The organism is Mycobacterium asiaticum DSM 44297 (assembly GCF_000613245.1).
GTDB classification, from domain to species: Bacteria; Actinomycetota; Actinomycetes; order Mycobacteriales; family Mycobacteriaceae; genus Mycobacterium; species Mycobacterium asiaticum.
The window spans coordinates 1,785,587-1,804,722 of record NZ_HG964936.1; the positions used below are offsets into that span (position 1 = coordinate 1,785,587).

Below are 19,136 nucleotides of genomic sequence, written 5' to 3' on the forward strand. Positions count from 1 at the left end.
CGCCTCACGGAAGGTCGAGATGCAAAGATTAGGGCCCCGATTGGTGGCCGCCATCGGACGTCAAGAGTGGCTGGATCGTCCCAGCTATCGGCTGGAACATGTGCTCACCCTGCTGTTGAACGGGTTGGGCGGGGCGCGTGACCGCGTGACGAACGCACTCAACGGCGTCTGGCTGGGACACCCCGTGCATCCGCCGCTGGCGTCGCTGGCCAGCGGAGCCCTCGGCACGACGGTCGCACTCGATGCGCTGAACACGCTGCCGGTGCGGCGATCCGCCAACAGCGACGACACGACGCGGCTGGCCACCTACGCCCTGGGCGTGGGGATTGCCGCCAGCCTCGGCTCGGCCGTCACCGGAGTGTCGGATTGGCAGCACACCCACCGGCAGGAACGCCGGGTCGGAATGGTGCATGGTGCGGTCAATTCCGTCGCCACCTTGCTCTACCTGCAGTCCTGGCGCGACCGTCGCCGCGGACGCCGGGGCCGGGGCGTGGCCCTGAGCGGCATCGGCTATGCCATCACTGCCGCAGGCAGCTACCTGGGCGGCGCCTTGGTATTCGGCTCCGGGGTCGGCGTCGACCGATCCGGCGAGCGGTTAACCACCCCGGCGTGGACGCCCGTGCTGCCCGCCAGCGCACTCAACGGTAAGCCGGTGCGGGTGGAAGTGGACGGTGTCGGACTCGTTGTCTGTCAGAGCGGTCCCGGTGAGGTATCGGCGTTCGGCGAGTTCTGTCCGCACTTGGCGGCGCCGATGGCTGACGGCTGGGTGGATCGCGGCCGGATCGTATGTCCTTGGCACGGATCACGATTCGCGCTGGACAACGGTGAGGTATTGCGCGGTCCTTCGGCCAGTCCGCTGCCGCGTTATGAGGCCCGGCTGGTGGACGGAGTGATCGAGGTGCGTGGAGAGGAAGTAGCCAAATGAACGCCTACGACGTGCTCAAGGAGCATCACGTGGTACTCAAGGGACTCGGCCGCAAGGTCAGCGAGGCACCCGTGAACAGCCAGGAGCGGCACGAGTTCTTCGACGAGATGCTGCTGGAGCTCGATATCCACTTCCGCATCGAGGACGACCTGTACTACCCGGCGCTTGCGGCCGCGAGCGAACTGATCGCGATCGCCCATGCCGAGCATCGCCAGGTGGTCGACCAGCTCGGGGTGCTGCTGCGCACGCCGCAGAGCGCGCCCGGCTATGAGGACGAGTGGAACACCTTCAAGACAGTGCTCGAGGCCCACGCCGACGAAGAAGAGCGAGACATGATTCCCGCTCCGCCGCCGGTCGAGCTGTCCGAGGCCGAACTAGAAGAGCTCGGCGAAAAGATGGCGGCCCGGATCGAGCAGCTGCGGGCTTCGAGCCTGCACCGGCTGCGTACCCGAGGCAAGACGGCGCTGCTGAAGGCGATTTAGCCGCGCTGGCGGCGGCCGATTCCGGCCATCATGATCGGCGTGTAGACACGGATGTCCTCGCCGAAACGTGCGGCCGTCGCGTCGGCCTCCGCACGCGAGATCAACCCGGCATCCACGACGGCGCCGCGCAGGCTTTCGAACGAGAGCCGGAAGAAGTCGAATCCCTTCGCGTGCGAGTCGATCACGCGAGCGCGGCCCTCGCCGCGCACCTCACGCAATCCGGCGGCTGCCATATCGGCGACGACCCGGCGGCCGTAGTGCGGTTCGAAACCGGCCTGCTGCATGAACGACAGCACCGCCCCGGTCACCCGGTCCAGCTCCGGGTCGAGACCCTCGAAGCCGAACGCCGTCCAATCGAAGTCCTCGATGACCATCCAGCCGCCGGGACGCAGGGCCGCGGCCAGTCGTTGCAGGATCTGGCGGCGATCGGGTAAGTGCTCGAGTACCAGGCGGGCGTGGATCAGGTCGAACTCACCCTGACCGAGCTCGTCGGTCCGGATGTCCATCTGGCGGACCTCGATGGAGTCGCTAGCCAGGGAATCGATGAAGCGGGTATCAATGTCCACCGCGACCACCGTGGCGCCGCTGTCCGCCATCCATTTCACCAACGAGCCGCCGCCGGCGCCCACTTCCATGCAGCGCCAAGCGTTTTGCGGATCGGCGGGACGTCCGAGACCCAGTTCGGTGAGCAGCGCCTGAGTGCCCGGATCCCACAGGCTCTCCATGGCGCTCAACCGGCTGCGTTCTGCTGCGAAGCCCTGGTCGTACACGTAGTCGCTGGGCATGCCGTCCAGGTTAGGCGCGGGTTCGCGATGGCACGAGTAGCCTCACGGTTCGTGGAGGTCGCACCGCAGCGCATCGCGTCGCAAGGCGAGATCACGGCCGAGATGAACGCAATTGCGGCGGACTATTCAGCCGGTGGGGCACCGGCCCAACCTCTGCTGGATTACCCGCCCTACCGCAGCAGCGCGTTGCGCCACCCGAAAAACCCGCGGATCATCGTCGACCCAGACGAGCTGGAACTCTCGGCCCCCTGCTTCGGCCGCCATGACGTCGACCCGCTGGACGCCGATCTCACCGCCGGACATCCGGGCGAGCCGATCGGCGAGCGGATCATCGTGACCGGCCGGGTCGTCGACGGATCGGGCCGGCCGGTGGCCGGACAATTGGTCGAGATCTGGCAGGCCAACGCCAGCGGCCGCTATCACCACCACGGCGATCAGCACCCGGCTCCGCTCGATCCGAACTTCACCGGCGCGGGCAGGTGCCTGACCGCCCCCGACGGACGCTACCGATTCACCACCATAAAGCCCGGCCCCTACCCATGGCGCAATCACCGTAACGCCTGGCGCCCCGCACACATTCACTTCTCGTTGTTCGGCACCGCATTCTGCCAACGGCTGGTGACCCAGATGTACTTTCCCGGCGACCCGCTGTTCGGCTTGGACCCGATCTTCAACTCGATCGTCGATCCCGTTGCGCGTCAACAACTTATTGCCGATTACGACCACGAGGTCACCGAGCCGGAGTTCGCCACCGGTTACCGGTGGGATATCGTGCTGTCGGGCCCGGCACGGACCTGGACGGAAAACGGCGATGCCCAGTCCTGAATTGGTCTGCACACCAGCGCAAACGGTGGGGCCGTTCTTCGGCCTGGGTCTGCCGTTCCCCGGCGACAGCGCACTGGTCGGCGCCAATGACTGTGGCGCGGTCGAGTTGCACGGAGCCGTCTATGACGGCGCCGGCGTCACGGTCCCGGACGCGCTCGTAGAGATCTGGCAACCCGACACCGCCGGCCGAATTCCGCGTGCGCCCGGATCGTTGCGTCGCGACGGCCGGACCTTCACGGGCTGGGGGAGGGCCGCGACCGACACCGACGGGCACTACCGCATCAGCACGGTGCCTCCCGGGCCAGTGAACCCCGGACGGCCAGCGTATTTCGCGGTGACCGTTTTCGCGCGCGGGCTGTTGCAGGGTCTGTTCACCCGCGCTTACCTGCCGGGCGGAGACATCGGTGCGGATCCGCTGCTGTCGACCCTCGATCCCAGCCGGCGCGACACCCTGTTGTGTAGCGCCGAAAGTGATTCCGGCCGAACGCGATACCGGTTCGACATTCACCTGCAGGGCCCGGACGAGACCGTCTTTCTGGCGTACCGGGACGGTCGCCGATGACCAACCTGCTGTGGCCAGGAGACCAGCGAGCCGGCGCGCTCATGACGGACCGGGCGCTGCTGGCTTCGATGGTGGCGGTGGAATCGGCGTGGCTGGCGGCTCTTTCCCGGGCCGGACTGGCGCCGGTCGAGCTGTCCGACACCGCGCTGCACCGCCTCGTGGACGCACGCGACTGCGACATGGTTGCCACCGCTGCCGAAGACGGCGGCAATCCCGTCATCGCCCTGGTCGCACTGTTGCGACAGCGTGCGACGCCGGCCGCCGCGCCGTGGATTCACCGGGGACTGACCAGTCAGGACGTCGTGGACACCGGCCTGCTGCTGGCGGTGCAGGCTGTTGTCAAGCAGGTGAAAATCCAGCTTGCTGACCAGATTTCAGAACTGTCGCGGCTGGCCGTCCAGCATGGTGGGACGGCGATGGTGGCCCGCACCCTGACCCAGCACGCGGCGCCCACGACGTTCGGCGCCAAAGCCGCGCGCTGGCTCGACGGTGTGGCCGACGCCTATCGGCGGTTGGCGAGGCTGAGCATCCCCGCTCAGTTCGGCGGCGCCGTCGGGACGTGGTCGGCCACCGTCGAACTGGCGACGCTGCGCACCGACGCCGCCGAGCCGGTGGCGGTGGCCGCGCGGCTGGCACAAGATGCGGCAACAACTTTGGGGCTCGACCATCGCCGGCCATGGCACACCACCCGGACGCCGATCACCGCGGCCGCCGACGCGTTGGTCGGTTGCTCCGACTGCTGGGGCCGCATCGCCGCCGATGTGCTGACCCTGACCCGCCCGGAGATCGCCGAACTGCGCGAACCGGTCAGCGGCCAGCGCGGTGGGTCATCCGCCATGCCCCACAAGCGCAACCCTGTGCTGTCCGTCCTGATCCGGCGGGCGGCCATCACGGCGCCACCGCTGGCGGCCACGCTGCACACTGCCGCCGCGCTCGCCACCGATGAAAGACCCGACGGCGCATGGCATGCCGAATGGGACACGTTGCGCACCCTGGCACGGCGCGCTGTCGTCGCGGGCTCGCAATGCACCGAACTGCTCGCCGGGCTGGAGGTGGACGCGGCGAACATGCGACGAAATCTCGACGCTACCGACGTGCTGGGGGAGCAACGCGCGATTGCCGAGCTGGCGGGTCGCCCCCCGTCGCCGACCTTCCTGGGCGCGGTCGACCACTTGATCGACGCCAGCGTGCGTGACGCGCAGCGGCTGCTCGACGGGGTGTGAGCTGGGTGTGAGCTGGGCGATAGTGCGCCTGGGAAAGTGATCAGGATCGACTCGCGCACACCCGAAATCCGGATTGCGGGGTGTTAGCGTCGGAAATATGACAGCACCCGCCAAAGACGGCGAGCGGCGACGGCGGCGAACGGCTCGCCGGGTCCTTCCGGCCCCCGTGGTCGACACGATGAGCAGCACGGTACGGCCATTCGCGCGCACCGGCCGCTATTTCGCCCGGTCCTGGCGCGACTACCGTGACGACCACACCGATGAGCTGCCGATCGCACGGCCCACACTGTCGTTGGCCGCGCAGGCATTTCGGGATGAGGTGGTGTTGGCCGGCCTGTTGATGCGCCGTCCAATCAGTGAGCCGCAGGTGTTTCAGCGCATCAATGACGAGGTGGTCGCGGCGCTCGACTTCTACGGCAGTCAGGGATGGTTGGAGGATCCCGAAGCCTTCTTCGCGCCACCGCCGCCGCTGTCGGAAGTGAAAATTCGCTACGTCAACGGTCTACGCCGGACCTATCAGCGGCTCACATTCGAAAGCGGGTACCGTCCGCATCCGGACGAACCGGGCGCCGAGCGGTGGCTCGGGTATACCGCGATGTGCACGGCGCACGCCCTAATGCTGCGGCACCCGGAACCGCGGCCCTGGCTGATCTGCGTGCACGGCACCGAAATGGGCAGAGCTGCAATTGATCTCAGGATCTTCCGGGCGTGGAAGTTGCATGAAGAGCTGGGCCTGAACGTGGTGCTGCCCGTGCTGCCGATGCACGGCCCGCGAGCGCGCGACCTACCCAAAGGAGCGGTGTTCCCCGGCGAGGACATCCTCGACGACGTCCACGCGACCGCCCAGGCGGTGTGGGACATCCGGCGGTTGCTGTCCTGGATCCGGGCGCAGGAACCGGACTCGGCGATCGGGCTGAACGGCATGTCGCTAGGCGGCTACATCGCCGCCTTGGTCGCCAGCCTCGAAAGTGGCTTGACCTGCGCAATTCTCGGCGTCCCCGCCGCGAACCTGGTCGACCTGCTGGGGCGGCACTCCGGCCTGCGCCGCGGTGACCCGCGTCGGGAAACGGTGGCGTTGGCCGAGCCCATCGGGCGGATGCTGTCGCCGCTGTCGCTGCGGCCCCAAGTGCCCATGCGGGGCCGTTTCGTCTACGCCGGCATCGCCGACCAGGTGGTGCACCCCCGCGAACAGGTGAGCCGACTGTGGGAGCACTGGGGCAGACCGCGGATCATCTGGTACCGCGGCGGCCATGCCGGATTCATCCGGTCCCGGCCGGTCCAGCGGTTCATCCGGGATTCGCTGGTTCAGTCGGGTTTGGTGACCTCCGGCTGAGATCAGGGCTTGCGCGCGATGATCGCCACGGCGGTGAGCCGGTCGCGATGGCGGCGAAAAGTGCTGCGCATCATCAGCACTCGCTTACGTGCGTCGGGTTGCGTCAGTACGTTCTTGCCGAATTGCAGCGCACCGAGGAGTCCTTCGTCGGCGAGCACCCGGCGGGGCTGCAGCAGGGCCATCGGTGCGGTGGCCACATGCTCGACGACCAGTCCGTGCCCGGCCAACAACTGTGACCATTCCGCGACGGTCAGCGGACGGGCGTTGACCTTGATGGCGCGGGCCAACGATTGCCGAACCTCGGAGGTCACCTCCTCGGGCAAGTCGTCGGGTGTCAGCGCCAACTCGTGGATCGCGTAGCGGCCCTTGGGACGCAGCACCCGCGCCGCCTCGGCAACGATCGCGTGCTTGGCGGTATCGCCCTGCATGGTTAGCATCGCCTCGCCGATGACCACGTCGGCGCTGGCTTCAGGCAGTCCGGTGTCGGCCGCGTCGGCGACCTTGACCTCGGTGTGCACGGGGGACGATTGGCCCGCGACGACGCCGCGCACCAGATTCGCCGCGTCCGGGTCGGCTTCGGCGCCGACGTAGGAGCGCGGGTTGCGTGCGATGATCTCAGCGGCCGTCCGGCCCAGACCCGGGGCGAGTTCCACCACGTCGGCGCCGTTGATGCCGGCGCGAGCCAGCAAGGTGCGAGTCAGCTCGACACCCCCGGGACGCAGCACTCGTTTGCCCAGCCGGGCCAGCAGCCAGTGGCCCGGGACATGCTCGTCGTCGCGGTGGGACAGGGGTAGCGGCTGCTCAATGCCGGCCATCACAACACCTTCCCAAGCTTATTGACCATCGCGTAAGATTATCGTCCGGACTGCGCCGGTCGTCAGGAGTGTGTGATGCCGCCTCGGCAGTCGTCAAGGGCGCGCTGAACGCCCGTAGTTTTTACAAGAATACTTGTGTAAAGTACGGCCCGTCCGCTCGCATTCGATCAGGGGTGACATGACGGCGTCAGACCAGGAGCAGCCCGGCCGCCGCCGCGCGGTGCTGCGGGTGCTGCGGGCATCGCAGGTGCCGATGAGCATCGTGGCGATCGCGCAGCAGCTCGACGTGCATCCCAACACGGTGCGTTTCCACCTCGAAAGCTTGATCGGCGATGGTCAAGTCGAGCGCGTGCAACCGCATCGGCGCGGCCCGGGCCGTCCGCCGCTGATGTTCCGGGCGGTGCCCCAGATGGACCGCGGCGGCACCCGCCACTATCAGTTGCTTGCCGAGATCCTCGCCAGCGGCCTTGCGGCCGAGCCGGATCCGGCCGCGAAGGCAATCGCAACCGGGCGAGCCTGGGGCGAGCGCCTTGAGTTCCAGGGCCCGGTGAGCGGGGTGGACGAGTCCATCGACCGGCTGGCCAGCGTGCTCGATGGGTTGGGCTTCGAACCCGAGCCCCGGGCATCTGGTGGTGGCCGACAGCTCGGTCTGCGGCACTGCCCATTTCTGGAGATGGCCGAGAAACAACCGGGCGTGGTGTGCCCCATCCACCTGGGCCTCATGCGCGGAGCGTTAGAGAAGTGGGACGCGCCGGTCACGGTCGACCGGCTGGAGGCGTTTGTCGAACCGGGTCTGTGTCTGGCTCACCTCGCGCCGGTGGCAGCCGCGCCGTGAGCGCCGGGCGCTCCATCGAGGTCGCCGTCACCTTCGTCTGGCTCGGCATGGTGCTGGCCATCTCGTTCCTCGAGGCGCCGCTCAAATTCCGCGCGCCCAACGTGACGCTGCCGATTGGGCTCGGCATCGGCCGCCTCGTGTTCCGCGCCCTCAACAGCGTGGAAGTCGTCTTCGCGCTCGTGATTGCGGCGATCGCTCTGGCCGGGCCGACGCCGATGCGGATCATCGTCGCGCTGGCCGTGGCCGTCGCGATGCTGGCGGTCCAACTGGTCGCCGTGCGTCCCCGCCTGACCAAGCGATCCGACCAGGTGCTGGCCGGCTCGGATGGCCCCCGCTCCCATGCTCACTACGTCTATGTCGCGTTGGAGACGGTCAAGGTCATTGCGCTATTGGTGGCAGGGATACTGCTCTTACAAGTCCACGGCTGACGATGACAAGGATTCACCGATGGAATCGATTTCGCTGACCGAGCTGGCATCCGAGAAGTTGGCCGAGGCGCGCAAGTCCCACAGCGGCCGGGCCGCCCACACCATCCACGGTGGCCATACCCACGAGCTGCGCCAGACCGTGCTGGCCTTGTTGGCCGATCACGACCTGTCCGAACATGAAAGCCCAGGTGAAGCCACCCTGCAGGTGCTGCAGGGGCATGTGCGCCTAACCGCCGGTGACGACGCCTGGGACGGTAAGACGGGCGATTATGTCGCCATCCCGCCGGTGCGCCATGCCCTGCGCGCGGTCGAGGACTCGGTGGTGATGCTGACCGTGCTGAAATCTCAGCCCGGCGCTTCGCACTAGCGTGCTCGCCACGCCCTGGTCGCGGGACTTCGGCCTGCGGGTGCCGATCGTCAACGCGCCGATGGGTGGGGTTGCGGGTGGCCGGCTTGCCGCGGCGGTCAGCGCCGCCGGCGGGCTGGGCATGGTCGGCATGGGCAGCACAGCCACCCGGGAGTCGTTGGCCGCCGAACTGCAACATGTGAGCGGCCGGTTCGGTATCGGCCTGGTGGATTGGGTGATGCGCGGCCAGGCCGGAATGCTGGACGACGCGCTGGCCGCGGAGCCGGCGCTGTTGTCGGTCAGCTTTGGCACCGACTGGGCCTGGGTGCGGCGGGCGCACGAAGCCGGAATCCCTACCGTGACACAGGTTTACGACGCCGACGGGGCGCGACGGGCGGCCGACGCCGGCGTCGACATCCTGGTGGCGCGCGGTGCCGAAGGGGGCGGCCACGGCGAGGTACGGCTCGCCACCCTGCCGCTGCTGGACGCGGTGCTGGCCGCGGTGTCGGTGCCGGTGCTGGCCGGCGGTGGCGTCGCCTCACCCGAAGCCTCGCTGCGGTGCTGGCCGCCGGCGCCGCCGGCGCCTGGGTGGGCACCCGGCTGGCCGCATGCCCGGAGGCGCTGAGCGGCGATGCGAATCGTCGCGCCCTGATCGACGCCGCCGGCACCGACACTCAGGTGACGCGGGATTTCGACATCGCCGCGGGTCTGCCGTGGCCGGAGCGCTTCCCGTCGCGGGTGCTGACCCGCGAGGTGGCCGGTGCGGCCGTCGACGCGGGTCAGGGCGTCGAGATGGTCCGTGACGCGGCCACCGCCGGCGAGGTCATCGAGGAGATGTGTGCGGGGGCGGAGAAGTTGCTGGCTCGGTGGGCCCGCACCTGAGCACCACACAACAGCGCATCGGTCCAGGATCGAGCCGGACGCTTGGCCCGTACGGGTTCAGCGCCGCGGCCACCCCGCTGAGCAGCGCGAGATTCATACCGCAAGCCAACTCGGTCTGCTCCTGGGCCAGCGCATGGAACGGGCAGTTGGCGAGTTCCACTTCGTCGTCAGTCAGCCGGGGTTCGTAGCCGTACTTGCGCAACACGTCTAAGGCCGCCTCGAACGCCTCTGTCGCGGTTGCCGGTTCGTCCGTCGAGGCGCCGATGCTGCGGCCGCAGGCATTGGCGAGGTCGTTGAGCACCTCGACAACGGGTTCGCCGGACCGGGTCGCCTGACTGATCGCCGCCGCCATCAGGCGGCCGGCCAGCTCGTACTCCCGTTGCGGGAGGCTGACCGCGATTTCCCGCGCGGCCCGTCGATACAGCTTGGAGGTGCGGCCGGCGCCCGGGCCGGACCGCCCACCGGTACGCGCATAGTCGCTGTCCAGCAGGCCCTCGTCGGTGAGTCGGTCGAGATGGAATTTCGCCTGATGGCGGGCGATGCCGAGCGTGTCGGCAGCCTGGTCGCGGCTCACCGCCGTCGATTGGGCGCAGACGAATTCGTAGAGCTGATGGCGCACCGGATCCGCCAGGGCTCCGATTCCGGCGGCGTCCCGCTGCAGTCCCATGCAACCCGATTCTAACGGACAAAGTTGTTGACGCTACACACCGGGAGTTCTAACGTAAGAAATATTATCCGTTAGAAACAATAGGAGGCGTCTGATGAGCGCTACCCACGACACGCAGCAGGGCTCCGGGCTGGCAATCCGCCTGCGCGATCCCGCGTACTCCGCGTTCCTGCTGTTGCGCACGGTCTTCACGGTTGCGCCGATCGTCTTCGGGCTGGACAAGTTCTTCAACCTGCTGACCCATCCGCACCACTGGAACATGTATCTCGCCGGCTGGATCGACGGGCTGATTCCCGGTAACGCGGATCAGGCCATGTATCTGGTCGGGGCGATCGAGATTGCCGCCGGCATCCTCGTCGCGGTCGCGCCACGCTGGGGCGCCTGGGTGGTTGCGGTCTGGCTGGCAGGGATCATCGTCAATCTGGTCACCGGGCCGGGCTGCTACGACGTCGCGTTGCGTGACTTCGGTCTGCTGGTAGGCGCGCTGGCGCTGGGCAGGCTGGCCCAGGGCGTCCACACCGGGAGCGTCGTCGGTCAGATCCCGCGCAGGTAACGGCGGGCGATGAGGCGCTGGGCCACCACCACGAAGGGGCCACCGAGCTTGCTCCACCAGGTGGCCGGCCGCGAGAACGACGAGACGTCGGCGTACACCGCGTCGGTCGCGGGCTCGTAGCGCACGGCGAACCGTTCCTCGCCGGTGGCCGGGTGGCCCGGCAGGGTGCCGTAGGCGAAGCCGCGCGCGTCGGGCTCGTCGACCACGTACACCACCCGGCACGGCGCGCGCAGCAAACCGAGCGTCTTGACGACCACCACCGCCGAAACCGTCACGGTGTCGGAGCTGGCCTGCACGCCCAGGCCGGCTCCGCGCTGCATGCCCCAGTGCATTACGGCATCGGCAGCCTGTTCGAAGCGCTCCCGGCCGGTGCCGATCTGCGCTGATGCACTGAGGTGGCTGTAGCCCGGCGGCAACTGTGCGGCGGCCGTTGCGCCCACTTCCTGATAGGTCAGCTGCTGGTCGGCGAGCGCGTTCAAATCCACACAGCCAGCTTGCCACGCGTACGGTTTGGAACATGGCTGCGGAAAATTCGGGAACTTTTGCACTGGGCGGCGACCTGTCCATCAACCGGCTCGGTTTCGGCGCGATGCGGTTGACCGGGAAGGGGGTCTGGGGTCCACCGGCCGATCGCGACGAATGCGTCCGAGTGCTGCGCCGCGCGGTCGAACTCGGCGTGAACTTCATCGACACGGCCGACTCCTACGGCCCCTACATCTCCGAGGAGATCATTCACGAGGCGCTGCACCCGTACACCGGCCTGGTGATCGCCACCAAGGCCGGGCTGCTGCGCACCGGCCCCGACATCTGGATCCCACTGGGCAATCCGAGCTACCTGCGCCAGGAATGCGAGATGAGCCTGCGGCGGCTGGGCGTCGAGACCATCGACCTGTTCCAGCTGCACCGCATCGACCGGAACTTCCCACTGGAGGATCAACTCGGCGAACTGACCGCGTTGCAAGGCGAAGGCAAGATCCGCCACATTGGTCTGTCCGAAATCGACGTCGACCAACTCGAGGCGGCACGCAGGCTCGCCCCGATCGTGTCGGTGCAGAACATGTACAACCTGCAGACCCGCACGGCCGAGGACCTGCTGGAGGCCGCGACCACGCAGGGCATCGGGTTCATCCCATGGTTCCCGCTGGCGTCCGGGCCGCTGGCGGCACCGGACGGTCCGCTCAAGGACATCGCCGCGGCCCACCACGCGACGCCGTCGCAGCTGGCGCTGGCCTGGTTGTTGAAGCGCTCGCCAGTGGTCCTGCCGATTCCCGGCACGTCTCAGGTGGCCCACCTGGAGGAGAACGTGGCCGCCGCCGACATCGAGCTCACTGACGAGGAATTCGAGGCGCTGTCGGCTGCCGGTGCTGGGCAGAGCGGCTAGCAATACGGTGTCCTGGTGGCAGTTGACCATCAGCAACACCCCGGCGGCGGGTTCAACCCGCCCGAGCCGACCAGCAAGGGCGGGCCGGATTACGGCCGCTTCATCGACGCGGTGCGCAGGTTGCAGGATCACGCGCGGGCGGTCGATGCACCAGATGCGGTGATCACCGACGCCGCCGACCGCCTGGAGAAGCTCTCGGCGCTGCTGGCGCCGTTCGACGCCGACGAATGGCAGTCGCCGTCGGGCCGCCGGATGGACCTGCCGGTGCGCGGCAACATCCTGACCGTTCCGATGGAGGCCAGGAAAACCGAGGACGGCCGGATCGAGGGCTGGGCCCGGTTCCCGCGTTTCCATCTGGGGCGAAACGGTGCCGTGCACGGCGGCGCGCTCGGCCTGCTGTTCGATTCGGTTCTCGGGCTGACCGCATCCTGGCTCACGGGCAGCCGCCGTCAGCGCACCGCCTATCTGAAAATCAACTACCGCAACATCGTGCCGATCGAAAAGGAGTTGCAGTTCTCCTCGGGGATCGACAGCGTGGAGGGACGCAAGATCTTCGTGTCCGGCCGGTTGACCGACGGCGACACCGTGCTGACGGAGGCCGATGCGTTGTTTGTGCGGCTCAAGCCGGGGCAGCCCTGACGCGCGACCCCGATAGCATTGTCCACCGATCGGCTTGCAAACCGCGCCACCAAAAAGTATTGGAGACCAACCCGATGAGCGCCCCCGCACAACCCGTTCCGGCCACCCCCATTCGGGTGCCTGCCGGGACTACCGCCGCGGCCGCGGTCGGGGAGGCAGGGTTGCCGAGGCGCGGGTCGCCCGACGCGATCGTGGTGGTACGCGACGCCGAGGGCAAATTGCGCGACCTGAGCTGGGTGCCCGACACCGACGTAGAGGTGATCCCGGTGGCCGCCAACACCGACGAAGGCCGCAGCGTGATCCGGCACTCCACGGCGCACGTGCTGGCCCAGGCGGTCCAGGATCTGTTTCCCGAGGCCAAGCTCGGCATCGGGCCGCCCATCACCGACGGCTTCTACTACGACTTCGATGTCAGCGAGCCGTTCACGCCCGAGAACCTCGAGGCGCTGGAAAAGCGGATGCGCCAGATCGTCAAGGAAGGGCAGCTGTTCGACCGGCGGGTCTATGAGTCCAAGGACGCGGCGCGCAAAGAGCTGGCCGACGAGCCGTTCAAGCTCGAACTGGTCGACGACAAATCGGGTGACCCGGACGTGATGGAAGTCGGCGGGGACGAGCTGACCGCCTACGACAACCTCAACCCCCGCACCCGCGAACGGGTCTGGGGCGACCTGTGCCGGGGGCCGCACATCCCCACCACCAAACACATTCCGGCGTTCAAGCTGACCCGCAGCTCGGCGGCCTACTGGCGGGGTGACCAGAACAACGCCAGCCTGCAACGCATCTACGGCACCGCGTGGGAGTCACAGGAGGCCCTCGACCGTCACCTGGAACTGATCGCCGAAGCGCAGCGCCGCGACCACCGCAAGCTGGGCGTGGAACTGGACCTGTTCAGCTTCCCTGACGAAATCGGTTCGGGCCTGGCGGTTTTCCACCCCAAGGGCGGCATCATCCGTCGTGAGCTGGAGGAGTACTCCCGGCGAAAGCACGAGCAGGCCGGGTATGAGTTCGTCAACACCCCGCACATCACCAAGGAGCAGCTCTACGTCACCTCGGGCCACCTCGAGTGGTACGCCGACGGCATGTACCCGCCGATGCACCTCGACGCGGAGTTCAACCCCGACGGAACGGTGCGCAAGCCGGGGCAGGACTACTACCTCAAGCCGATGAACTGCCCGATGCACCACCTGATCTACCGGGCGAGGGGCCGGTCGTACCGCGAACTGCCGTTGCGGCTCTTCGAATTCGGCAGCGTCTACCGCTACGAGAAGTCCGGGGTGATCCACGGGCTGACCCGGGTGCGGGGAATGACGCAGGACGACGCGCACATCTACTGCACCCGCGAGCAGATGCGCGACGAGCTCAGCTCGGTGCTGCGGTTCGTCCTCGACCTGCTGGCCGACTACGGGCTCGACGACTATTACCTGGAGCTGTCCACGAAGGACCCGGAGAAGTACGTCGGCTCCGACGAGGTGTGGGAGGAGGCCACCGATATCCTGCGCGAGGTCGGCGAGGCCTCCGGGCTGCAGCTGGTGCCGGACCCGGGCGGTGCTGCGTTCTACGGTCCGAAGATCTCCGTGCAGGTGAAGGACGCGCTGGGCCGCAGCTGGCAGATGTCGACGCTGCAGGTCGACTTCAACATGCCGGAGCGCTTCGAGCTGGAATACACCGCCTCCGATGGGACCCGCCGGCGCCCGGTGCTGATCCACCGCGCGCTGTTCGGCTCGATCGAGCGGTTCTTCGGCATTCTCACCGAGCATTACGCGGGGGCCTTCCCGGCGTGGCTGGCGCCGGTGCAGGCGGTCGGCATCCCGGTCGCCGACGACCACATTGCCTACCTGGAAGATGTTGCCGCGCAACTGAAATCGCGCGGAGTGCGGGTGGAGGTGGACACCAGCGACGACCGGATGGCCAAGAAGATCGTCAACCACACCAATCAGAAGGTGCCGTTCATGCTGCTCGCCGGCGACCGCGACGTGCAGGCGGGCGCCGTCAGTTTCCGCTTCGGTGATCGCACCCAGATCAACGGTGTGCCGCGCGATGCCGCCGTGGCGGCCATCGTCGACTGGCTTACCAGACGCGAAAACGCTACGCCCACAGCCGAACTGGTGAAGGTACCCGACGGTGAGTGAGCAGGAGGACACGATTCTGGACCGCGGCGTCGGCGAACGCGACCACCTGCAGCGGTTGTGGACGCCGTACCGGATGAACTACCTGGCTGAAGCGCCGATGAAGCGCAATGACGCCGCCCGCGCCGAGCCGTTCACCGACATCCCGCAGATGTCGGACGAGGATGGGCTGGTGGTGGCCCGCGGCGAACTCGTCTACGCCGTCCTCAACCTGTACCCGTACAACCCGGGTCACCTGATGGTGGTGCCCTACCGGCGAGTGTCCGAGCTCGAAGACCTGACCGAAGCGGAGAGCGCCGAGGTAATGGCCTTCACCCAGAAGGCAATTCGGGTGATCAAGAACGTGTCGCGTCCGCACGGCTTCAACGTCGGCATCAACCTGGGCCATTCGGCGGGCGGTTCGCTGGCCGAGCACCTGCACGTGCACGTCGTGCCCCGCTGGGGTGGAGACGCGAACTTCATCACGATCGTCGGCGGATCCAAGGTGATACCGCAGTTGCTGCGCGAGACCCGCCGTCTGCTCGCGGACGAATGGGCCCGGCAGTCATGAGGCGGATGGGCTCATGAGCAAGCTGCCGTTCCTGTCGCGGGCGTTCTTCGCCAAGATCACCGACCCGGTGGCCCGGGCGGCCCTGCGGATCGGGTTGACGCCGGATATCGCGACGATCATCGGCACCACCGCTTCGGTGGCCGGCGCGTTGATCCTGTTCCCGATGGGCAAGTTGTTCGCCGGCGGATGCGTGGTCTGGTTCTTCACGCTGTTCGACATGCTCGACGGTGCGATGGCCCGGGAACGCGGCGGCGGTACCAGGTTCGGCGCGGTCCTGGACGCCACCTGCGACCGGATCAGCGACGGCGCGGTCTTCTGCGGGCTGCTGTGGTGGATCGCGTTTCACTTGCACGACCGGCTGCTGACCGTGGCCACCCTGATCTGTCTGGTGACCTCGCAGGTCATCTCCTATATCAAGGCGCGGGCCGAAGCCAGCGGGTTGCGCGGTGACGGCGGCTTCATCGAGCGCCCCGAGCGGCTGATCATCGTGCTGTCCGGCGCCGGGGTGTCGGACTTTCCGTTCGTGGCCTGGCCACCGGCACTGCCGATCGCGATGTGGTTGCTGGCCGTACTCAGCGTGATCACCTGCGCGCAACGCCTGTACGCGGTGCGGACCTCAACCGGGGCCGTCGACCGCATCCCGCTGCCACGAAAGGGCGAGCAGTGATACCTCCTTCGGTGGGACTGAAAATGCCCGGACGCCCCCGCGAGATGCTGACCGGCACCGCGACCGGTTGGGCTTACGCGGCGGGCTGGATGGCCGTCCGGGCGCTGCCGGAATTCGCCGCACGAAACGCCTTCGATGCCGGGGCCCGCTACGCCGCGCGGCGCGGTGGGCCGGAGCAACTGCGCAAGAATCTCGCCCGGGTGATCGGGGTGCGCCCGGCGCAGGTGCCGGATTCGCTGATGCGCGCGTCCTTGGCGTCCTACGCCCGGTATTGGCGGGAGGCCTTCCGGCTGCCGACGATGGATCTGGCCGAACTGACCCGCCGGCTGGACAGCTGCACCGGGGGACAGGACAACCTGAACGGCGCGCTGGCCGCCGGCCGCGGGGTGGTGCTGGCGCTGCCGCACAGCGGAAACTGGGACATGAACGGAGTCTGGCTGTCGCAGACATACGGCACCTTCGCCACCGTCGCCGAACGGCTCAAACCGGAATCGCTGTACCGCCGCTTCATCGAGTATCGCGAAGGCCTGGGTTTCGAGGTGATTCCGCATTCCGGCGGCGACCGACCCCCATTTGAGGTGCTATGCGACCGGCTGCGGGCCAACCAGATCGTGGCGTTGATGGCCGAGCGCGACCTGACCCGCACCGGCGTCGAGGTCGAGTTCTTCGGTGAAACCACCCGGATGCCGGCCGGCCCGGCCAAGCTCGCGATCGCCACGGGGGCGCAACTGCTGCCGTCGCACTGCTGGTTCAAGGGCGACGGCTGGGAGTGCAACATGCAAGAACCGCTGGACTGCAGCAGCGGCGACGTCCAGGCGATCACTCAGGCGCTGGCCCGTGAATTCGAGACCAACATCGCCGCCAACCCCGAAGACTGGCACATGATGCAGCCGCAGTGGCTGGCCGATCTTTCGGACGAGCGGCAGGCGTGGTTGAAGGAAGCCTGATGCGGATCGGGATGGTCTGCCCCTACTCGTTCGATGTGCCGGGCGGGGTGCAGTCGCACGTCCTGCAGCTGGCCGAGGTGATGCGGGCCCGAGGGCACCACGTCAGCGTGCTGGCGCCCGTCGGGGAGGACACCTCGCTGCCCGACTATGTCGTCTCGGCGGGTAAAGCGATCCCCATTCCCTACAACGGGTCGGTGGCCCGGGTGCGGTTCGGCCCGGCCTCCTACCGTGCGGTCAAGAAATGGCTGGGCGAAGGCGACTTCGACGTGCTGCACGTGCACGAGCCCAGCGCGCCGAGCCTGTCGCTGTTGGCCCTGAACATCGCAGAGGGTCCGATCGTGGCCACGTTCCACACCTCGGCCACCAAGTCGGTCGCCCTGTCGGTCCTGGGTGGGATGCTGCGGCCCCGGTTCGAGAAGATCGTCGGCCGGATCGCTGTGTCCGACCTGGCCCGCCGCTGGCAGATGGAGTCGCTGGGCTCGGACGCAGTGGAGATCCCGAACGGCGTCGACGTCGACTTCTTCGCGACGGCGACACCGTTGGAGGGGTATCCGCGGCCGGGCAAGACGGTGCTGTTCCTGGGGCGTTACGACGAGCCGCGCAAAGGGATGGCGACCCTGCTCGAAGCGATGCCCAAGGTGGTGGAGCGGTTCCCCGATGTGCAGCTGCTCATCGTCGGGCGCGGCGACGAGGACGAATTGCGCAGCCAGGCAAGCGGATTCGTCGAGAACCTGCGGTTTCTGGGCCAGGTCGACGATGCCGGGAAGGCGGCGGCGATGCGCAGCGCCGATGTCTACTGCGCACCCAACACCGGCGGCGAGAGTTTCGGCATCGTCCTGGTGGAGGCGATGGCGGCCTGCACGGCGGTGGTGGCCAGCGACCTGGATGCATTCCGGCGGGTACTGCAGGACGGTGAGGTGGGGCGGCTGGTCCCGGTGGAAGACGGTGCCGCGTTGGCCGATGCCTTGATCGAGGTGCTGCAGGACGACGCGCTGCGGCAGCGGTACGTGGCAGCGGGCACCGAGGCGGTGCGCCGCTACGACTGGTCGGTGGTGGCCAGCCAGATCATGCGGGTCTATGAGACGGTCGCCGGATCGGGTGTGAAGGTGCAGGTGGCCAGCTGATGGAGTGGCTGGTTGCCGCCGCCATCCTGCTGGTTGTGCTGCTGGTCGTCTTCGGCGCGTGGGGCTATCAACGGGCCAATCGACTGGACCGACTCAACGTGCGCTACGACCTGTCCTGGCAGGCGCTGGACGGAGCCTTGGCCCGGCGAGCGGTGGTGGCGCGAGCCGTGGCGATCGACGCCTACGGCGGCTCACCGGAGGGCAAGCGGCTGGCGGCGTTGGCCGACGCGGCCGAGCGGGCGCCGCGCCATTTGAGGGAGACTGCGGAGAACGAACTCTCGGCGGCGCTGGCGAGGGTCGACCCGGCATCCGTGCCTGCGGCTCTGGTGGCGGAGTTGGCCGACGCAGAGGCCCGGGTACTGCTGGCCCGCAGGTTCCACAACGACGCGGTGCGCGACACCTTGGTACTGGCCGAGCGTCGGATGGTGCGGTTGTTCCGGCTGGGCGGAAGAGCGCCGCTGCCAACGTATTTCGAGATCGCAGAGCGGCCGCACGCCCAGCGCCACACCGACAGCGAGCTGAACCACCGCACATCGGCGCGGGTGGTGCTGCTCGACGAACACGGCGCGGTGCTGTTGTTGTGCGGCTCGGATCCCGCGATCGCCGATGCGCCCAGGTGGTGGTTCACCGTGGGCGGCGAGGTGCGGCCGGGTGAGCGATTGGCCGAAGCCGCCGCCCGCGAACTGGCCGAGGAGACCGGCCTGCAGGTCGCGCCCGCCGAGTTGGTCGGACCGATCTGGCGGCGTGACGAAGTCTTCGAGTTCAACGGGTCGACGATCGACAGCGAGGAGTTCTACCTGGTGCACCGCACCCGGCGGTTCGAGCCGACGGCGACTGGTCGCACCGAGCTGGAGCAGAGCTACATCCACGGCGCCCGCTGGTGTACCCCCGACGACATCGCCGAGCTGATCGCCGCAGGCGAGCAGGTGTACCCGCGCCAACTCGGCGAGCTGCTGCCCGCGGTCATCGAGCTGGCGGAAAGGTCTGGACGCGACGCCGGGGTGCCGCTTTCGATTCGCTGACGGGGTGCGCGAATGACAA

Annotated in this window: 22 protein-coding genes and 1 pseudogene; 19 read left to right on the forward strand and 4 right to left on the reverse strand. The window is 68.0% G+C overall.

The annotated features are described in order from the left end of the window. Positions 1–19 precede the first annotated feature (19 nt). Both BN972_RS08735 and BN972_RS08740 read left to right on the forward strand, forming a co-directional pair. Complete coding sequence (locus tag BN972_RS08735; protein ID WP_036357045.1) at positions 20–925, forward strand: Rieske 2Fe-2S domain-containing protein; 906 nt, start codon at positions 20–22, stop codon at positions 923–925. Further along, positions 922–1,407, forward strand: coding sequence for a hemerythrin domain-containing protein (locus BN972_RS08740; protein ID WP_036355112.1), 486 nt, complete (start codon positions 922–924; stop codon positions 1,405–1,407). Before BN972_RS08735 ends, BN972_RS08740 begins: the two co-directional genes overlap by 4 nt. Here BN972_RS08740 and BN972_RS08745 read toward each other — a convergent pair. Beyond that, positions 1,404–2,192 (reverse strand): class I SAM-dependent methyltransferase, encoded by a 789-nt coding sequence (locus tag BN972_RS08745; RefSeq protein WP_036355114.1) that lies wholly within the window; start codon positions 2,190–2,192, stop codon positions 1,404–1,406. The two genes, BN972_RS08740 and BN972_RS08745, sit on opposite strands and share 4 nt — an antisense overlap. Before the next feature lie 102 nt (positions 2,193–2,294). Between BN972_RS08745 and pcaH the strand changes: the two genes are divergently transcribed. The 4 genes from pcaH (at position 2,295) to BN972_RS08765 (ending at position 6,135) form a co-directional block, all read left to right on the forward strand. Next, on the forward strand, positions 2,295–3,017 hold the full coding sequence (pcaH, locus tag BN972_RS08750) for a protocatechuate 3,4-dioxygenase subunit beta (protein WP_235192425.1): 723 nt from the start codon (positions 2,295–2,297) through the stop codon (positions 3,015–3,017). Continuing rightward, positions 3,004–3,579, forward strand: coding sequence for a protocatechuate 3,4-dioxygenase subunit alpha (pcaG, locus tag BN972_RS08755; RefSeq protein ID WP_051545164.1), 576 nt, complete (start codon positions 3,004–3,006; stop codon positions 3,577–3,579). The genes pcaH and pcaG overlap by 14 nt, the downstream gene beginning before the upstream one ends. Next, on the forward strand, positions 3,576–4,802 hold the full coding sequence (locus BN972_RS08760; protein ID WP_036355116.1) for a lyase family protein: 1,227 nt from the start codon (positions 3,576–3,578) through the stop codon (positions 4,800–4,802). Before pcaG ends, BN972_RS08760 begins: the two co-directional genes overlap by 4 nt. A gap of 97 nt (positions 4,803–4,899) precedes the next feature. Beyond that, positions 4,900–6,135: an alpha/beta hydrolase family protein gene (locus tag BN972_RS08765; RefSeq protein WP_036355118.1), complete on the forward strand. Its 1,236-nt coding sequence runs from the start codon at positions 4,900–4,902 to the stop codon at positions 6,133–6,135. A 2-nt stretch (positions 6,136–6,137) separates the two neighbouring features. On the opposite strand, the gene BN972_RS08770 is transcribed toward BN972_RS08765, so the two are convergent. Continuing rightward, entirely contained in the window at positions 6,138–6,950 is an 813-nt protein-coding gene (locus BN972_RS08770; protein ID WP_036355120.1) for a class I SAM-dependent methyltransferase, read from the reverse strand. A gap of 178 nt (positions 6,951–7,128) precedes the next feature. On the opposite strand from BN972_RS08770, the gene BN972_RS08775 reads away from it, so the two are divergent. The 4 genes and pseudogenes from BN972_RS08775 (at position 7,129) to BN972_RS08790 (ending at position 9,441) form a co-directional block, all read left to right on the forward strand. Beyond that, positions 7,129–7,785: a helix-turn-helix transcriptional regulator gene (locus BN972_RS08775; protein ID WP_036355121.1), complete on the forward strand. Its 657-nt coding sequence runs from the start codon at positions 7,129–7,131 to the stop codon at positions 7,783–7,785. Further along, on the forward strand, positions 7,782–8,213 hold the full coding sequence (locus tag BN972_RS08780) for a hypothetical protein (RefSeq protein WP_036355123.1): 432 nt from the start codon (positions 7,782–7,784) through the stop codon (positions 8,211–8,213). Before BN972_RS08775 ends, BN972_RS08780 begins: the two co-directional genes overlap by 4 nt. A 19-nt stretch (positions 8,214–8,232) precedes the next feature. Next, positions 8,233–8,580, forward strand: a complete 348-nt coding sequence (locus tag BN972_RS08785) for a cupin domain-containing protein (RefSeq protein ID WP_036355126.1) — start codon at positions 8,233–8,235, stop codon at positions 8,578–8,580. Between the two features lies 1 nt (position 8,581). After that, positions 8,582–9,441: pseudogene (locus tag BN972_RS08790) on the forward strand (NAD(P)H-dependent flavin oxidoreductase). Here the strand turns inward: BN972_RS08790 and BN972_RS08795 are convergent. Continuing rightward, positions 9,383–10,108: a helix-turn-helix transcriptional regulator gene (locus tag BN972_RS08795; protein WP_051545166.1), complete on the reverse strand. Its 726-nt coding sequence runs from the start codon at positions 10,106–10,108 to the stop codon at positions 9,383–9,385. The pseudogene BN972_RS08790 and the gene BN972_RS08795 overlap by 59 nt on opposite strands. Positions 10,109–10,202: 94 nt before the next feature. Between BN972_RS08795 and BN972_RS08800 the strand changes: the two genes are divergently transcribed. Next, complete coding sequence (locus tag BN972_RS08800) at positions 10,203–10,661, forward strand: DoxX family membrane protein (protein ID WP_051545168.1); 459 nt, start codon at positions 10,203–10,205, stop codon at positions 10,659–10,661. On the opposite strand, the gene BN972_RS08805 is transcribed toward BN972_RS08800, so the two are convergent. After that, positions 10,643–11,146, reverse strand: coding sequence for a DUF1990 family protein (locus BN972_RS08805; protein ID WP_036355129.1), 504 nt, complete (start codon positions 11,144–11,146; stop codon positions 10,643–10,645). The genes BN972_RS08800 and BN972_RS08805 overlap by 19 nt on opposite strands. 32 nt (positions 11,147–11,178) lie before the next feature. Between BN972_RS08805 and BN972_RS08810 the strand changes: the two genes are divergently transcribed. The 8 genes from BN972_RS08810 (at position 11,179) to BN972_RS08845 (ending at position 19,117) form a co-directional block, all read left to right on the forward strand. Next, entirely contained in the window at positions 11,179–12,042 is an 864-nt protein-coding gene (locus tag BN972_RS08810; protein WP_036355132.1) for an aldo/keto reductase, read from the forward strand. 12 nt (positions 12,043–12,054) lie between these two features. After that, entirely contained in the window at positions 12,055–12,681 is a 627-nt protein-coding gene (locus BN972_RS08815; protein WP_036355134.1) for a PaaI family thioesterase, read from the forward strand. Between the two features lie 74 nt (positions 12,682–12,755). After that, positions 12,756–14,810: a threonine--tRNA ligase gene (gene thrS, locus BN972_RS08820; protein WP_036357057.1), complete on the forward strand. Its 2,055-nt coding sequence runs from the start codon at positions 12,756–12,758 to the stop codon at positions 14,808–14,810. Further along, positions 14,803–15,357 (forward strand): HIT family protein, encoded by a 555-nt coding sequence (locus BN972_RS08825; RefSeq protein ID WP_036355138.1) that lies wholly within the window; start codon positions 14,803–14,805, stop codon positions 15,355–15,357. Before thrS ends, BN972_RS08825 begins: the two co-directional genes overlap by 8 nt. A 13-nt stretch (positions 15,358–15,370) precedes the next feature. Then, a complete protein-coding gene (gene pgsA / locus BN972_RS08830; RefSeq protein ID WP_036355140.1) occupies positions 15,371–16,024 on the forward strand; it encodes a phosphatidylinositol phosphate synthase in 654 nt (217 codons plus the stop codon). 23 nt (positions 16,025–16,047) lie between these two features. Continuing rightward, a complete protein-coding gene (locus BN972_RS08835) occupies positions 16,048–16,971 on the forward strand; it encodes a phosphatidylinositol mannoside acyltransferase (protein ID WP_036355144.1) in 924 nt (307 codons plus the stop codon). Beyond that, positions 16,971–18,095, forward strand: a complete 1,125-nt coding sequence (locus tag BN972_RS08840) for a glycosyltransferase family 4 protein (protein ID WP_036355147.1) — start codon at positions 16,971–16,973, stop codon at positions 18,093–18,095. The genes BN972_RS08835 and BN972_RS08840 overlap by 1 nt, the downstream gene beginning before the upstream one ends. Beyond that, positions 18,095–19,117 (forward strand): NUDIX hydrolase, encoded by a 1,023-nt coding sequence (locus BN972_RS08845; RefSeq protein ID WP_036355150.1) that lies wholly within the window; start codon positions 18,095–18,097, stop codon positions 19,115–19,117. Before BN972_RS08840 ends, BN972_RS08845 begins: the two co-directional genes overlap by 1 nt. Positions 19,118–19,136 lie beyond the last annotated feature (19 nt).

What these genes read in the sequence shown, in the direction of transcription:
- BN972_RS08735 (WP_036357045.1), top strand. Translation starts at nt 20, where the DNA reads ATGCAAAGATTAGGGCCCCGATTGGTGGCCGCCATCGGACGTCAAGAG.
- BN972_RS08740 (WP_036355112.1), top strand. Translation starts at nt 922, where the DNA reads ATGAACGCCTACGACGTGCTCAAGGAGCATCACGTGGTACTCAAGGGA.
- BN972_RS08745 (WP_036355114.1), bottom strand. Translation starts at nt 2,192, where the DNA reads ATGCCCAGCGACTACGTGTACGACCAGGGCTTCGCAGCAGAACGCAGC.
- pcaH (WP_235192425.1), top strand. Translation starts at nt 2,295, where the DNA reads ATGAACGCAATTGCGGCGGACTATTCAGCCGGTGGGGCACCGGCCCAA.
- pcaG (WP_051545164.1), top strand. Translation starts at nt 3,004, where the DNA reads ATGCCCAGTCCTGAATTGGTCTGCACACCAGCGCAAACGGTGGGGCCG.
- BN972_RS08760 (WP_036355116.1), top strand. Translation starts at nt 3,576, where the DNA reads ATGACCAACCTGCTGTGGCCAGGAGACCAGCGAGCCGGCGCGCTCATG.
- BN972_RS08765 (WP_036355118.1), top strand. Translation starts at nt 4,900, where the DNA reads ATGACAGCACCCGCCAAAGACGGCGAGCGGCGACGGCGGCGAACGGCT.
- BN972_RS08770 (WP_036355120.1), bottom strand. Translation starts at nt 6,950, where the DNA reads ATGGCCGGCATTGAGCAGCCGCTACCCCTGTCCCACCGCGACGACGAG.
- BN972_RS08775 (WP_036355121.1), top strand. Translation starts at nt 7,129, where the DNA reads ATGACGGCGTCAGACCAGGAGCAGCCCGGCCGCCGCCGCGCGGTGCTG.
- BN972_RS08785 (WP_036355126.1), top strand. Translation starts at nt 8,233, where the DNA reads ATGGAATCGATTTCGCTGACCGAGCTGGCATCCGAGAAGTTGGCCGAG.
- BN972_RS08795 (WP_051545166.1), bottom strand. Translation starts at nt 10,108, where the DNA reads ATGGGACTGCAGCGGGACGCCGCCGGAATCGGAGCCCTGGCGGATCCG.
- BN972_RS08800 (WP_051545168.1), top strand. Translation starts at nt 10,203, where the DNA reads ATGAGCGCTACCCACGACACGCAGCAGGGCTCCGGGCTGGCAATCCGC.
- BN972_RS08810 (WP_036355132.1), top strand. Translation starts at nt 11,179, where the DNA reads ATGGCTGCGGAAAATTCGGGAACTTTTGCACTGGGCGGCGACCTGTCC.
- thrS (WP_036357057.1), top strand. Translation starts at nt 12,756, where the DNA reads ATGAGCGCCCCCGCACAACCCGTTCCGGCCACCCCCATTCGGGTGCCT.
- pgsA (WP_036355140.1), top strand. Translation starts at nt 15,371, where the DNA reads ATGAGCAAGCTGCCGTTCCTGTCGCGGGCGTTCTTCGCCAAGATCACC.
- BN972_RS08835 (WP_036355144.1), top strand. Translation starts at nt 16,048, where the DNA reads ATGCCCGGACGCCCCCGCGAGATGCTGACCGGCACCGCGACCGGTTGG.
- BN972_RS08840 (WP_036355147.1), top strand. Translation starts at nt 16,971, where the DNA reads ATGCGGATCGGGATGGTCTGCCCCTACTCGTTCGATGTGCCGGGCGGG.
- BN972_RS08845 (WP_036355150.1), top strand. Translation starts at nt 18,095, where the DNA reads ATGGAGTGGCTGGTTGCCGCCGCCATCCTGCTGGTTGTGCTGCTGGTC.